Raw genomic sequence first — 13,013 nt, forward strand, 5'->3', positions numbered from 1 at the left:
TGTCTGGCAATCAGTAGCTGCTTGCGCTCTTACCGTCGCCGTGACCCAGCGCCTTCAGCAGGCTTGCCAGCAGGCTGGACGCGCCGAAGCGGTAGTGACGGGAATCAGCCCAGTCGGCGCCAAACAGCTCGTCGGCAATCGCCAGGAACTGCTGCGCGTCTTCAGCGGTACGCACCCCGCCCGCAGGTTTGAAACCAACGGTTTTGGATACGCCCATGTCGCGGATCACTTCCATCATGATGCGCGCGCTTTCTGGGGTCGCATTCACCGGCACTTTACCGGTAGAGGTTTTAATGAAATCCGCACCGGCTTTGATGGAGATTTCAGACGCTTTACGAATCAGCGCCTCTTCTTTCAGCTCGCCGGTTTCGATGATCACTTTCAGCAGCACGTTTGCCGCCGCGCAGGCGTCTTTACAGGCTTTCACCAGGTCAAAACCAACCTGCTCGTTGCCGGCGATCAGCGCGCGGTACGGGAACACCACGTCAACTTCGTCTGCGCCGTAAGCAATCGCCGCGCGGGTTTCTGCCAGCGCAATCTCGATATCATCGTTGCCATGCGGGAAGTTAGTTACGGTTGCAATGCGCACGTCCGGCGTACCCTGCTCTTTCAGCGTCTTACGGGCAATCGGGATAAAGCGCGGGTAGATACAGATGGCTGCGGTGTTACCCACCGGCGTTTTCGCCTGATGGCACAGGGCGATGACTTTTTCATTGGTGTCGTCATCGTTCAGGGTGGTCAGGTCCATCAGTTTCAACGCGCGCAGGCTGCTTGCAGTTAAATCGGTCATAACATTCTCCAACGGCAGTGCCGTATAAATTTTACCTTGCGGGTCTGTGAGTATTCTAACATTCACCCGCATCCACACTTCGACATTCATCACAGTTAATGAAAACTGCGTACAAATTTGCATTACTGTAATGAGATCTTCTTCAAACTTTAGCGCGTAAATTGTCGACTAAAGCAGCGATACCCCCTGTCGGATCAAAAGCACCGACAGGCTGGCTTCCTACAATCCGTTCATCATCCGCAGAACACTCAAGGAAGCGAATATGCCTCACTCCAGCCCCGACGCCCTGCAACAACGTTGCCAGCACATTGTGACAAGCCCGGTGTTAACCCCGGAACAAAAACGTCATTTTCTGGCGCTGGAAGCGGAAAACAACCTGCCTTATCCGGCACTTCCTGAGGCCGCGCGAGCCGCGCTGGACGAGGGGGTTATCTGCGACATGTTCGAAGGCCACGCGCCTTACAAACCCCGTTACGTTCTGCCGGATTACGCAAAATTCTTAGCTAACGGTTCAGAATGGCTGGAGCTGGAAGGGGCGAAAGATCTCGACGACGCCCTCTCGCTGTTAACCATCCTCTACCATCATGTTCCGTCCGTCACATCGATGCCGGTCTATCTCGGTCAGCTTGATGCGATATTAACTCCATATGTTAGAATTCTAACACAAGAAGAGATTGATAGCCGAGTAAAACGTTTCTGGCGCTATCTCGACCGTACGCTACCTGATGCGTTTATGCACGCCAACATCGGGCCTGCTGACGGCCCCGTCACCCGCGCCATTCTGCGTGCCGACGCAGAGCTGAAGCAGGTCGCGCCGAACCTGACCTTTATCTACGATCCCGATATCACTCCGGACAACCTGCTGCTTGAGGTGGCAAAAAACATATGTGAATGCAGCAAACCGCATATTTCTAATGGCCCGATGAATGATAAAATTTTCACAAAAGGCCGTTATGGCGTGGTGAGTTGTTACAACTCCCTGCCGCTTGCAGGCGGCGGCAGCACCCTGGTGCGCCTTAACCTCAAAGCCATTGCTGAACGCAGCACATCCATTGAAGACTTCTTCACCCGCACGCTTCCGCACTACTGCCAGCAGCAAATTGCCATCATCGATGCACGCTGCGGTTTCCTTTACGGGCAATCTGGCTTCTTTGAGAATAGCTTCCTGGTAAAAGAGGGGCTGATTGATGCCGATCGGTTTGTGCCAATGTTTGGCATGTACGGCCTGGCGGAAGCGGTAAACGCGCTCTGTGAGAAAGCAGGAATAGCGGGACGCTACGGAAAGGACGAACAGGCCAACGCGCTGGGCTATCGCATCAGCGAACAGCTTGCGGCGTTTGTGGAAAACACGCCGGTGAAACACGGCTGGAAGCAGCGCGCGATGCTTCACGCGCAGTCGGGGATCAGCTCCGATTCGGGCACCACGCCGGGCGCGCGTCTGCCCTACGGCGACGAGCCGGATCCCATCAGCCATCTGCTGGCCGTTGCACCGCACCACAAACATTATCACTCCGGAATCAGCGATATTCTCACCCTGGAGGAGACAGTTAAACGCAACCCGCAGGCGGTGGTTCAGCTGTGCCTGGGCGCGTTCAGGGCGGGTATGCGTGAGTTTACCGCTAACGTAGCGGGTAACGATCTGGTCCGCGTGACCGGTTATATGGTTCGCTTGTCAGATCTGGAAAAATACAGGGAAGCCGGATCGCGCACCAATACCACGTGGCTGGGTGAAGAGGCCGCACGCAATACCCGTATTCTGGAACGTCAGCCGCGCGTGATTAGCCATGAACAGCAGATGCGCTTTAGTTAGTCAGGTCATTCCTTTTTCCTGCGTGGACGGGCCGGGCAGCCGCCTGGCCCTGTTCCTGCAGGGCTGCAACCTGCGCTGTAAAACCTGTCACAACCCGTGGACGATCGGCCGCTGCAACGACTGCGGGGACTGCGTGCCCCACTGCCCGCACGACGCGCTGACCATTCAGGCCGGACGCGTCTGGTGGCAGGAGAGCGACTGCCAGCAGTGCGACACCTGTCTGCACCTGTGCCAGCAGCAGGCAACGCCTATGGCGTACCGCCTGAGCGTGGAGGAGATCCTCGTGCAGGTCCGCAAATCCGCACCGTTTATTGAAGGCATCACCGCGAGCGGCGGCGAAGCCACAACGCAACTGCCGTTTTTAGTGACGCTATTCTCAGCGATCAAAGCCGATCCTGCCCTGTGTCACCTGACCTGTCTTGTTGACAGCAACGGTCTGTTAAGTGAAACCGGCTGGCAAAAGCTGCTGCCGGTACTGGATGGCGCGATGCTGGATCTGAAGGCGTGGGGGAACGAGCATCACCGCTTCCTGACCGGGCGCGAAAACCCGCAGATTAAGCAGAGCATCCGCTGGCTGGCCGATCGTCACCGTTTGACGGAACTCCGCCTGCTGGTTATTCCGGAGCAGTGTGATTACCTGGAAAATCTTAAACCGCTAACGGCCTTTATCCACGGGCTTGGGAATGTGCCGGTGCGCATCAACGCATTTCATGCGCATGGCGTTTACGGTGAGGCGGCCTCATGGCGCAGCGCCACGCCCGAGGACGTTGAACCGCTGGCGCTGGCGCTGGAAAAACAGAAGATAACGGTGATCCGTCCGGCGCTTTACCTATAGCGTGATGCCAAATACCGAACGGGTGTTCTCAAGCAGCGCGTCGGCAATCACCTCTTCAGGCTCCTTTCGCAGTTCACACAGGGTGGTAAACACGCGCGCCGCCTGTTCCGGACGATTCGGCTGGCCCTGAAAACCATTCAGCGGCATATCCGGCGCGTCGGTTTCCAGCAGAAGCGCCGACAGCGGCAGCTGGGCCATCACGTCCCGGGTTTTACTGGCACGCGGATAAGTGATGGTGCCACCGACGCCGATTTTATAGCCCAGCTCGATAAACCGCTGCGCCTGCTGCAGGCTGCCGGAGAAACCGTGCACTACGCCCCTGCGCGGCAGATCGATGCGCTTCAGGTGCATCGCCAGCTTATCGTGCGTGCGTCTTGAATGGAGGATCACCGGCAGATCGTGGCGCTTCGCCAGCCTGAGCTGCGCGTCGAGGATCGTCTGCTGGCGCTCAAACTGCGGATCCTCGCGATAAAGATCGAGGCCGATCTCACCGATGGCGACAAGCTTGTCTCCTGCGGTCCGCACTACCTCATCAAGCCTCTCAATGTGCTCATCAAGATGCCGCTCAATCACAATCGGATGCAGGCCGAGCGCGGCATAGAGCGCGGGGTGCCGCATGGAAAGATCCAGCACCCGGGAAAAATAGGTCGCTTCCACTGACGGCACAATGATGGCCTGAACGCCTGCCTCGGCAGCTCTCGCAATACTTTGCGCTTCATCTCCCGTAAACGGCGGGAAATCAAAGTGGCAGTGGGTATCGACAAAGCGGTGCGTCACGCCAGATCCTCGTTATCCAGTAAAGCGTCATTCGCCTGCGGAATATCCACCAGCGGCATCGTCAGGGCGTCGTTGGCGACAATCGCAGGGGGCATAATAATGCGTTTATGGCGATGAAGCGGCGGTTGCTCCGCCAGCATTTTCCCCACCGTCGCCAGGAAATAGCGCCCGCACAGCCGCCCCGTTTTGTAATCCATGCGCAGCGCAGGAACGCGGCTGCCCAGGGCCATGCTCAGCAGCGGCTTAGGCGGATAGATTTCAAAAATACGCAGCTTACCCGGCGGTTTTTCAATGAAGCGCTGCATCGCGCCGTAGGTGGTTTCATGCTGCTTCGCGATGTTCACCAGCGGCTGCAGGCTGCTGTCGCCCAACCAGCGCTCCATACGTTTAAACCACTGGGGCGTGTAATACATTTGCGACGGTACGGTACGGATCACCACAATGGTTTTCGCCCCGCGCCGGGCGGCTTCCTGCACCGGCACCGCGTCACTGATCCCCCCGTCCAAGTAGCTAATGCCGTCCAGCAGGGCGCCGGTACGATAAAAGCCGGGGATCGCGCTGGAGGCGCGGATGATGTCCAGCCAGTTCTCCTTCTGAGGAGAAAAATAGCCCGGTGAATAATCATCGCCCCGGCTGGCGCACATCCAGAACTCTTTGCCGCTATCAAACAGACGGGAGGCAGTATCCATGGCCAGCGGCATCTGGCTGGAGGTCGCTTCCAGCAGCCAGTCGAGATCGATCAGGTTGCCGCCGCGCACAAAGCGCACCGGGTTAAAAAATTCTTTCGCCGTGGTGTAGCGCATAATGACCTTTCGCGCGTAGCCGGGCTGGTTACAGACATAGGCAGAGAGGTTCTGCGCCCCGGCAGAGGTGCCGAAGTAAAGGTCAAACGGGTTGAACTGCGCGCGCATAAATTCATCCAGCACGCCAGCGGTGAAAATGCCGCGCTGTCCTCCACCTTCGCAGACCAGCGCGAGTTGACCTGCGAGAAACGGTTTTAACGTCAGCGGCGCAATATTGCCGAGCGTAACGGGAATTCGTTGCCCCACCTCTGCTTTCCTGTTTTGATTATTTTATAACACCACAGTAACGCACCCGACCTGTTACGCAAATAAGAAAAAGCCAGTCACAGCGACTGGCTTTTTTTTGTTGAAGGAATATTGCGTTTGCTACGGACGTCTACGACCCGTAAACAGGCTGACCAGGAACAGAATAATACCCACAACGAAGACAATTTTAGCTGCCCATGCCGCTGTACCTGCCAGTCCACCAAAGCCCAATGCGGCGGCAATTAACGCGATAACCAGAAATATAATGCCCCAACGAAACATAAGCTTCTCCTTTACCATAGTTAATGTCGGCCGCTAAACGTGAGCGCTCAGGTCACTCACCGGCGTTCTTCCAGAGTCGTTCTTATTTCGCCCGCTGGTGTTAGCCAGACGGGCGAATGGTCCAGATTTACTTCGTTTTCAGATCGTTTTTAACGCTTTTCACACCGTCAATCGCTTTCGCGATGGACTCGGCACGTTCACTTTGCGCCTGCGAATCTACCGTACCGGAAAGCTGAACCACACCATCGGTGGTTTCTACTTTCACCTTACGGGACGGCACGATGTCATCAGCTAAAAGTTTAGCTTTGATTTCGCTGGTGGTGGCGGCATCACCGGCATAACCTTTCACCGACGCGTTTTTACCGTCACGTACGTGCAGCTTATCGCTGACGGAGGCAACACCTTCGACGCCCTTCGCCACTTTCACCGCCTGTTCGGCCTGAGCCTGGCTTTCCACGAAGCCGCTCAGCGTGACCACTTTCTTGTCGGTCTTAACGGAAATATCGGTGCTTTTGATGGCTTCATCATCCACCAGTGCGGCTTTCACTTTTGCTGTGATTGAGCTGTCATCCATGAAGTTGCCGACTTTATTCATAGAGCTATCGATTTTTTGCCCTGCGTTATCGGCCGTGGACTGTGCTTTATCCATTGTGCTGCTTTCCGCCAGAGCGGAACCGCTCACCAGAACGCTACCCAGGGTTACAGCCAGCAGAGTTTTCGAAATCTTCAGTCTTGTCATATTCATCGATCTATTCCTGTGTTTACCCGTTATTCGGGCTACATACTTCCTTAGTAGTTTTATATATTGCGAATAAACACGCGGGTAAAATGGACAACCTAAAGTCATGCATTGAACAGTTAATTTATCCATGCCCGGTGTTAAACACTGAGTTAAATATAGATCACTCTCACAGAGCCGCTTTCAGAATTGGGTAAAAAACGCGCGAATAGCGTGAAATTGCGTTGAATTAAGAACATTCCGCAAGGGATTAATAAGACAGGAATTAAAGAAGAGCACGGCGGCAGCCGTGCTCTGAGAGGGGATTAGTGCTCGCGGGTTTTACGGAACTGAACGTCAGGATAACGTTCCTGGGTCAGGTTCAGGTTCACCATGGTTGGCGCGATATAGGTCAGGTTATCGCCGCCATCCAGCGCCAGCTGAATTTCGTTCTTACGCTTAAATTCTTCGAATTTCTTCACGTCAGAACACTCAACCCAGCGCGCGGTCGCGACGTTCACAGACTCGTAAATCGCTTCCACGTTGTACTCGCTCTTCAGACGTGCAACAACCACGTCGAACTGCAGCACACCGACTGCGCCCACGATCAGATCGTTGTTCGCGATTGGGCGGAACACCTGGACGGCGCCCTCCTCGGAGAGCTGAACCAGGCCTTTCAGCAGCTGTTTCTGCTTCAGCGGATCGCGCAGACGAATACGACGGAACAGCTCCGGTGCGAAGTTCGGAATACCGGTGAACTTCATCATTTCACCCTGAGTGAAGGTATCACCGATCTGAATAGTGCCGTGGTTGTGCAGACCGATGATGTCGCCCGGATACGCCTCTTCAACGTGCGAACGGTCGCCCGCCATAAAGGTCAGCGCGTCGGAAATCACCACGTCTTTACCGGTACGCACCTGGCGCAGCTTCATGCCCTTTTCATACTTACCGGACACCACGCGCATAAAGGCCACGCGGTCGCGGTGTTTCGGGTCCATGTTGGCCTGAATTTTGAACACGAAGCCGGTAAATTTCTCTTCCTGCGCTTCCACTTCACGGGTGTCGGTTTTACGCGGCATCGGACGCGGCGCCCACTCCACCAGACCGTCCAGCATGTGGTCAACGCCGAAGTTACCCAGCGCGGTACCGAAGAAGACCGGAGTAATTTCGCCAGCCAGGAACAGCTCTTTATCAAACTCGTGAGAGGCGCCTTTAACCAGCTCCAGCTCGTCGCGCAGCTGCGCGGCCAGCTCTTCGCCGACTGCCACGTCCAGCTCAGGGTTATCCAGACCTTTCACCACGCGGACTTCCTGAATGGTGTGGCCTTTACCGGTCTGATACAGGTAGGTTTCGTCTTTATAGAGGTGATATACCCCTTTGAACAGCTTACCGCAGCCAATTGGCCAGGTGATGGGCGCACAGGCGATTTTCAGCTCGCTTTCCACTTCGTCCATCACTTCCATCGGGTCACGGATGTCACGGTCGAGTTTGTTCATAAAGGTGAGGATCGGCGTATCGCGCAGACGGGTAACTTCCATCAGCTTACGGGTCCTGTCTTCTACACCTTTCGCGGCGTCGATCACCATCAGACAGCAGTCCACCGCCGTCAGGGTACGGTAGGTATCTTCGGAGAAGTCTTCGTGGCCCGGGGTGTCCAGCAGGTTCACCAGGCAGTCGTGATACGGGAACTGCATCACGGAGGTGGTAATCGAAATACCACGCTGCTTTTCCATCTCCATCCAGTCAGATTTTGCATGCTGGCTGGAGCCACGGCCTTTAACGGTACCCGCAGTCTGGATCGCCTGTCCGAACAGCAACACCTTCTCGGTGATGGTCGTTTTACCGGCATCCGGGTGCGAGATAATGGCAAAAGTGCGGCGCTTGGCCACCTCTTGCAGATAAGGAGACAACGTCATAATTAAATCTTCTTTTATAAGCGCGGCAGCACGCCACGCATCATGGAATACAAAATTGCGGCTATTTTACCCATCAACGGGGGGCAGGCAATCATTGTTTACACAGGAGTTGCTCCAGTTCGTTCAACGACGTTACGGTCCAGGTCGGCTCAATGCCTTCAGGCTTCACGCGGCCATGCGCATTGAGCCAGACGGTCGACAGACCGGCATTCATGCCGCCCAGAATATCTGACTCTGCCGTATCACCCACCATCAGTACGCGATCGCGGTCAGGATCGCCGGCCTGCGCCAGCGCATAATCGAAAATACGCGGATCCGGTTTAGGCACACCCACCTCTTCCGAGATCACCAGCGCGTCAAAATGATCGCGCAGGCCGGTGCGCTCGAGGCGGATCTGCTGCAGGGCGGTAAAACCGTTGGTGATGATCCCCAGTTTCGCCTTGCCTTTCAACGCATTCAGCAGGGAAACCGCACCCGGCAGTGGCGCACAGATATCGGCCATCGCGTTCAGGAACGCCTCGTTTAGCGTACCCGGACTGACCTTTAAGCGTTCCGCCCAAACGTCAAAGCGCTGGTGCTGAAGTTGTAACGCGGTGATGGCACCGTTCTGGTAATCCACCCACAGCGGCTTGTTTACCGCCTGATAGTCCTGAAAATCTTCAGCGGTGAAGGTCACGCTATAGTCGAGAAACATCCGCTGCAGACCGCCGAACGAATCGAACGTAAACAGCGTTTCGTCGGCATCAAAGAAAATCCAGTCCCATTTCATCGTTACAACCTTATTTTTTATTATCCAATCGGCAGAGCCATTATGATGGCGTCTTCACGTCCCTCTGCGGTGGGGTAGTAGTTACGGCGGATTGTCGCCTCGTTAAAGCCTAAGCTTTCATAGAGCGCGATGGCGGCGACATTCGACGCGCGCACCTCCAGCCACAGGGTGAAAACGTCACGGGTTTCGAGCTCACGGATGAGGTGCTCGAGCAGTTCTCTTCCCAGCCCACGGCGCTGGAACGCGGGATCAACCGCGATATTAAACAGCGTCGCTTCATCAAGAACAACCTGCGTAATCGCGAAGGCGGCCATGGTGCCGTCAACGTCCAGGCGGTAGTTCAGGTACCGTTCACCCTGATTGCTGGCGAAGGTTTTTTCGCTCCACGGAAACGCGTGGGCGCGTGTTTCAATCGCAAACGCGGTGGTCAGGTCAGGCGTCGTGAGGGAAGAAATCGTGTTCATATTCGCAGATTTGTTGCCATAGCGCGCTGCGCGCTTTTGAGTTGGCTTTCAGTTCGTCCAGCGCTGGCGTGGAGATCTGGCTCCCCTGGAGGGGGATCTCGTTTGTCTCTCCGATACGCCAGCTGTTACAGCGGCTATCAGGAGGAAGCATCGCGACACGCTCTGGCGTCAGCTGTAAAACCTGGTCGGCCGTCATCTTCAGGCTGCGAAGGACATCATCGATCAGGGGTTCATTCAGGGCAGGCAGTTCTTCCGCCACCATCACCAGGCGTACGTGCGCAGGGATGGAAATGGCGATTTCGCCCTGCAACGCCGTCGGGCGACGCAAAGCCCACTGGGTAATGCCCAGCTGCTGCAACTGCCAGTCTCGTCGGGATGTCATAGGGAAAACTCCTGTCTCTCAGGCGCGCAAATATAGCAAATGTGTCGAAAGTGCGCCATCTACCTACTATAATCCCCGCCTGAGTTTATTGAGGAACAATTCATGTCTGCATTTACCCCGGCAAGTGAAGTCTTGCTGCGTCACAGTGATGATTTCGAAGAAAGCCGTATTCTGTTTGCCGGAGATATGCAGGATGACCTGCCTGCGCGTTTCGACTGTGCTGAAAGCCGTGCCCACACCCAATACTACCACCACTGGCAGGTGCTGAGCCGCCAGATGGGCGAGCGCGCGCGCTTTAGCCTGGTGGCGGAGCAGAGCGACATCGCCGACTGCGATACGCTGATTTACTACTGGCCGAAGAACAAACCGGAAGCCCAGTTCCAGCTGATGAACCTGCTCTCCCTGCTGCCGGTCGGCTGCGATATTTTCGTGGTAGGTGAGAACCGCAGCGGCGTGCGCAGCGCTGAACAGATGCTGGAAGGCTACGCGCCGCTGAATAAAGTCGACAGCGCTCGCCGCTGTGGTCTGTACCATGGCCGTCTGGAAAAACAGACCACGTTCGATCCACAGGCTTACTGGGACGAGTACCAGCTTGACGGCCTGACCATCAAAACCCTGCCGGGCGTGTTCAGCCGTGACGCGCTGGATACGGGCAGCAAGCTGCTGCTCTCCACCCTGACGCCGCACACCAAAGGCAAAGTGCTGGACGTCGGCTGCGGCGCGGGCGTGCTCTCTACCGTGCTCGCCAGCCATTCACCAAAAGTGCGCTTAACCCTGTGTGACGTAAGTGCCCCGGCGGTAGAAGCCAGCCGCGCAACGCTTGCCGCAAACGGCATTGAAGGCGAGGTGATTGCCAGCAACGTCTTCTCTGACGTCACCGGTCGCTTCGACATGATTATCTCCAACCCGCCGTTCCACGACGGTATGGAAACCAGCCTTGAAGCGGCACAAACGCTGATCCGTGGCGCAACCCGTCACCTTAACAGCGGCGGCGAGCTGCGTATTGTCGCAAACGCCTTCCTGGCGTACCCGAAAGTGCTCGACGAAACCTTCGGCTTCCACGAAGTGATCGCCCAGACCGGCCGCTTTAAGGTCTATCGTACCGTGATGACGCGTCAGGCCAAAAAGTAATCTCCACTCCTGCAGGCCGGATAAGCGCAATCACCATCCGGCAAGCAGGCGTCTCCGTTCCGGCCATTTTTGCAGCAATCAATAAAAGGTGAGCACTTTTCAGTTGACGTAAAGCTGAAAACATCTAGAATGCGCCTCCGTGGTTACGATACTTTTACAGTGTCGATGGTATGCGAAGGTGGCGGAATTGGTAGACGCGCTAGCTTCAGGTGTTAGTGTCCTTACGGATGTGGGGGTTCGAGTCCCCCCCCTCGCACCATAAATCACAATGATATTGCTCGCACTGGGCGAAGGTGGCGGAATTGGTAGACGCGCTAGCTTCAGGTGTTAGTGTCCTTACGGATGTGGGGGTTCGAGTCCCCCCCCTCGCACCAACGAGGCGATATCAACAATAGTAAGATGACTGTGCGAAGGTGGCGGAATTGGTAGACGCGCTAGCTTCAGGTGTTAGTGTCCTTAGGATGTGGGGGTTCGAGTCCCCCCCCTCGCACCAATTATCTTACATCCCTTCTGAAGTTCCTCTTGTTTTCCCTGTTATTTCAAACTCATCAGTATCACCAGAATTCCACTGACCAGTGCTACGCAGGATGGCAGTAAAACAAAGTGGCGTAGCTGCTTATGCCAGATCATGCCTGACGTCACTAACAGTCCTGACACAATGATCGCTTTCCAGGTATCAAGGGAGAGATCGGCAAACATCAAACCGCCGAGAATGGCTCCCGGTAGCAATACCCCCCAACCACTTCCCAGCGCCCTGTTCAACATGATCTGCCCTCTCACAACGATAATGATAACCAATATCATATGACAGAGATTATCATTTGTCAGCTGAATGAATCAAAATCCATCGACCTTTACCTTTCCCGTAATGACAGGAATTGCCTAAGGTGATAAATTGCACACCTGTTAACAACATCTAAAGATTTTCTGATAATTACTCTTTGAGTTTTTTGCATATTTTATTGCGAAACAACACCTACTTATTTGTTTTAATTAAATTTTAATAAAAACGCACGACTATGACATCACAATCCTGGCGGTCTTTGGTTCACAGAAAATATCAATTGTCGTTACGTTTGTTTTTATTTCTGAACGCAACCTCGGCAGTGTTCTCGGTAACAAACCCGCTCAATTCCGTACGCCTGTTATCTGCCCCACTTATTGCTATTTTCTCCATCAGCACAGGGCTGTTCGTCTGGCACTGGAGAAAGCGCGCGCGGAAGATAAATATTCCTGTTGTTTCAGGGATCTTCGGTATTTTATGGGCCTGGCAAATTGTGTCGAAATTCGCCTTAATTTCCCACGACCATGCGACGTATTTGTTAATTGCCCTGTTAACGGTGCTTTTTATCGGAACGCTGGCATTCGCCAGTAATATCAAAGCATTTACGCTGCACTCATTGCCCACCTTTATTGTCTGCCTGTGGCTAAGCGATCACGATATATGGCTGAGAATGACCTATTCTTTCGCACTTCCTGTGGTGGCAATTGCTATTCATAACATTTTGCAAAGACGTAACGATCGTTTCGCTCAGGAATTGCTCTCTCGCCTGTTGGAAGAACGAGAAACCCTTACCGATCTCAGCATGATGGACCCGCTTACCGGGCTCTATAATCGTCGCGGCCTGCAAAGCCGTCTGGAGAACCTGCCGACGGTAGAAAATGGCGAGCACTTTGTCCTGCTGATGGATATCGACCACTTCAAAGCCTATAACGACCATTATGGCCATATGATGGGCGACCAGGCGCTGAAGCGCGTCTCTGCGGCAATCCGCGACGCCGTGCGTTCTCGCGATATTGTGGCGCGTTTTGGCGGGGAAGAGTTTATGGTGCTGCTGACCAATATTTCACTCGAACATGCTCGCCTGACGGCCGAGCGGATCCGCCAGAAAGTCTACGATTTGAAAATCCCACATCTCTTTAACGAGAGCGTCGCGACAAACGTCACCATCAGTATTGGTATTGCCATTTTCGAGGATGAAGACGTGGAAGGCGCGCTGGAAAAAGCGGACAAAGCCCTCTACGAAGCAAAGCATATGGGGCGCAATAACATTCTGTTGAGTGAAGAGCTGCAGACGGCGTAAACATCA

14 protein-coding genes and 3 tRNA genes are annotated in these 13,013 nt (G+C 54.8%); 7 read left to right on the plus strand and 10 right to left on the minus strand.

Translation table 11 applies throughout. The annotated features are described in order from the left end of the window. Nucleotides 1-10: 10 nt before the first annotated feature. Nucleotides 11-790 (minus strand): deoxyribose-phosphate aldolase, encoded by a 780-nt coding sequence (gene deoC, locus V4835_RS20325; RefSeq protein WP_023310320.1) that lies wholly within the window; start codon nt 788-790, stop codon nt 11-13. 262 nt (nt 791-1,052) lie between these two features. Between deoC and V4835_RS20330 the strand changes: the two genes are divergently transcribed. Together V4835_RS20330 and V4835_RS20335 are read left to right on the plus strand one after the other, a co-directional pair. Then, nucleotides 1,053-2,600, plus strand: a complete 1,548-nt coding sequence (locus V4835_RS20330) for a YjjI family glycine radical enzyme (protein ID WP_331413460.1) — start codon at nt 1,053-1,055, stop codon at nt 2,598-2,600. Next, nucleotides 2,575-3,435: a YjjW family glycine radical enzyme activase gene (locus tag V4835_RS20335; RefSeq protein WP_331413462.1), complete on the plus strand. Its 861-nt coding sequence runs from the start codon at nt 2,575-2,577 to the stop codon at nt 3,433-3,435. Before V4835_RS20330 ends, V4835_RS20335 begins: the two co-directional genes overlap by 26 nt. Here the strand turns inward: V4835_RS20335 and V4835_RS20340 are convergent. The 8 genes from V4835_RS20340 to V4835_RS20375 form a co-directional block, all read right to left on the minus strand. Next, nucleotides 3,430-4,212 (minus strand): TatD family hydrolase, encoded by a 783-nt coding sequence (locus V4835_RS20340; protein WP_331413463.1) that lies wholly within the window; start codon nt 4,210-4,212, stop codon nt 3,430-3,432. The two genes, V4835_RS20335 and V4835_RS20340, sit on opposite strands and share 6 nt — an antisense overlap. Further along, a complete protein-coding gene (locus V4835_RS20345) occupies nt 4,209-5,261 on the minus strand; it encodes a patatin-like phospholipase family protein (protein ID WP_331413464.1) in 1,053 nt (350 codons plus the stop codon). Before V4835_RS20345 ends, V4835_RS20340 begins: the two co-directional genes overlap by 4 nt. Nucleotides 5,262-5,381: 120 nt before the next feature. Then, the gene (locus tag V4835_RS20350) at nt 5,382-5,543 is read right to left on the minus strand and encodes a DUF1328 domain-containing protein (RefSeq protein WP_003856556.1); all 162 of its coding nucleotides are present in this window, start codon (nt 5,541-5,543) and stop codon (nt 5,382-5,384) included. A gap of 127 nt (nt 5,544-5,670) precedes the next feature. Beyond that, complete coding sequence (gene osmY, locus V4835_RS20355) at nt 5,671-6,288, minus strand: molecular chaperone OsmY (protein WP_039260909.1); 618 nt, start codon at nt 6,286-6,288, stop codon at nt 5,671-5,673. Between the two features lie 299 nt (nt 6,289-6,587). Beyond that, nucleotides 6,588-8,177, minus strand: coding sequence for a peptide chain release factor 3 (gene prfC / locus V4835_RS20360; protein WP_063143286.1), 1,590 nt, complete (start codon nt 8,175-8,177; stop codon nt 6,588-6,590). Nucleotides 8,178-8,268: 91 nt separating this feature from the next. Next, on the minus strand, nt 8,269-8,946 hold the full coding sequence (gene yjjG, locus V4835_RS20365; RefSeq protein WP_331413465.1) for a pyrimidine 5'-nucleotidase: 678 nt from the start codon (nt 8,944-8,946) through the stop codon (nt 8,269-8,271). A gap of 20 nt (nt 8,947-8,966) precedes the next feature. Continuing rightward, nucleotides 8,967-9,410, minus strand: coding sequence for a ribosomal protein S18-alanine N-acetyltransferase (gene rimI, locus V4835_RS20370; protein ID WP_023334424.1), 444 nt, complete (start codon nt 9,408-9,410; stop codon nt 8,967-8,969). After that, complete coding sequence (locus V4835_RS20375; RefSeq protein ID WP_331413467.1) at nt 9,379-9,792, minus strand: DNA polymerase III subunit psi; 414 nt, start codon at nt 9,790-9,792, stop codon at nt 9,379-9,381. Before V4835_RS20375 ends, rimI begins: the two co-directional genes overlap by 32 nt. Before the next feature lie 102 nt (nt 9,793-9,894). Between V4835_RS20375 and rsmC the strand changes: the two genes are divergently transcribed. The 4 genes from rsmC to V4835_RS20395 all read left to right on the plus strand — a co-directional run bounded on the left by rsmC (nt 9,895) and on the right by V4835_RS20395 (nt 11,416). Further along, nucleotides 9,895-10,923 (plus strand): 16S rRNA (guanine(1207)-N(2))-methyltransferase RsmC, encoded by a 1,029-nt coding sequence (gene rsmC / locus V4835_RS20380; RefSeq protein ID WP_029740018.1) that lies wholly within the window; start codon nt 9,895-9,897, stop codon nt 10,921-10,923. Nucleotides 10,924-11,095: 172 nt separating this feature from the next. Then, nucleotides 11,096-11,182: transfer RNA gene (locus V4835_RS20385), tRNA-Leu, on the plus strand. A gap of 28 nt (nt 11,183-11,210) precedes the next feature. Continuing rightward, nucleotides 11,211-11,297 (plus strand) — tRNA-Leu (locus tag V4835_RS20390). Nucleotides 11,298-11,330: 33 nt separating this feature from the next. Beyond that, nucleotides 11,331-11,416, plus strand: a tRNA-Leu gene (locus V4835_RS20395). Between the two features lie 41 nt (nt 11,417-11,457). Here the strand turns inward: V4835_RS20395 and V4835_RS20400 are convergent. Next, complete coding sequence (locus V4835_RS20400; RefSeq protein ID WP_032660829.1) at nt 11,458-11,727, minus strand: DUF1435 domain-containing protein; 270 nt, start codon at nt 11,725-11,727, stop codon at nt 11,458-11,460. Between the two features lie 215 nt (nt 11,728-11,942). On the opposite strand from V4835_RS20400, the gene V4835_RS20405 reads away from it, so the two are divergent. Then, the gene (locus V4835_RS20405) at nt 11,943-13,007 is read left to right on the plus strand and encodes a GGDEF domain-containing protein (RefSeq protein WP_331413469.1); all 1,065 of its coding nucleotides are present in this window, start codon (nt 11,943-11,945) and stop codon (nt 13,005-13,007) included. Nucleotides 13,008-13,013 lie beyond the last annotated feature (6 nt).

Source organism: Enterobacter cloacae complex sp. CARB60 (assembly GCF_036487345.1).
In the GTDB taxonomy this organism is placed as follows: Bacteria; Pseudomonadota; Gammaproteobacteria; order Enterobacterales; family Enterobacteriaceae; genus Enterobacter; species Enterobacter asburiae_D.

Bases quoted from the DNA above. Each gene is read 5' to 3' on its own strand.
- prfC (WP_063143286.1), bottom strand. From the start codon at position 8,177: ATGACGTTGTCTCCTTATCTGCAAGAGGTGGCCAAGCGCCGCACTTTT.
- V4835_RS20405 (WP_331413469.1), top strand. From the start codon at position 11,943: ATGACATCACAATCCTGGCGGTCTTTGGTTCACAGAAAATATCAATTG.
- V4835_RS20400 (WP_032660829.1), bottom strand. From the start codon at position 11,727: ATGATATTGGTTATCATTATCGTTGTGAGAGGGCAGATCATGTTGAAC.
- rimI (WP_023334424.1), bottom strand. From the start codon at position 9,410: ATGAACACGATTTCTTCCCTCACGACGCCTGACCTGACCACCGCGTTT.
- rsmC (WP_029740018.1), top strand. From the start codon at position 9,895: ATGTCTGCATTTACCCCGGCAAGTGAAGTCTTGCTGCGTCACAGTGAT.
- deoC (WP_023310320.1), bottom strand. From the start codon at position 790: ATGACCGATTTAACTGCAAGCAGCCTGCGCGCGTTGAAACTGATGGAC.
- V4835_RS20375 (WP_331413467.1), bottom strand. From the start codon at position 9,792: ATGACATCCCGACGAGACTGGCAGTTGCAGCAGCTGGGCATTACCCAG.
- yjjG (WP_331413465.1), bottom strand. From the start codon at position 8,946: ATGAAATGGGACTGGATTTTCTTTGATGCCGACGAAACGCTGTTTACG.
- V4835_RS20335 (WP_331413462.1), top strand. From the start codon at position 2,575: ATGAACAGCAGATGCGCTTTAGTTAGTCAGGTCATTCCTTTTTCCTGC.
- V4835_RS20330 (WP_331413460.1), top strand. From the start codon at position 1,053: ATGCCTCACTCCAGCCCCGACGCCCTGCAACAACGTTGCCAGCACATT.
- osmY (WP_039260909.1), bottom strand. From the start codon at position 6,288: ATGAATATGACAAGACTGAAGATTTCGAAAACTCTGCTGGCTGTAACC.
- V4835_RS20350 (WP_003856556.1), bottom strand. From the start codon at position 5,543: ATGTTTCGTTGGGGCATTATATTTCTGGTTATCGCGTTAATTGCCGCC.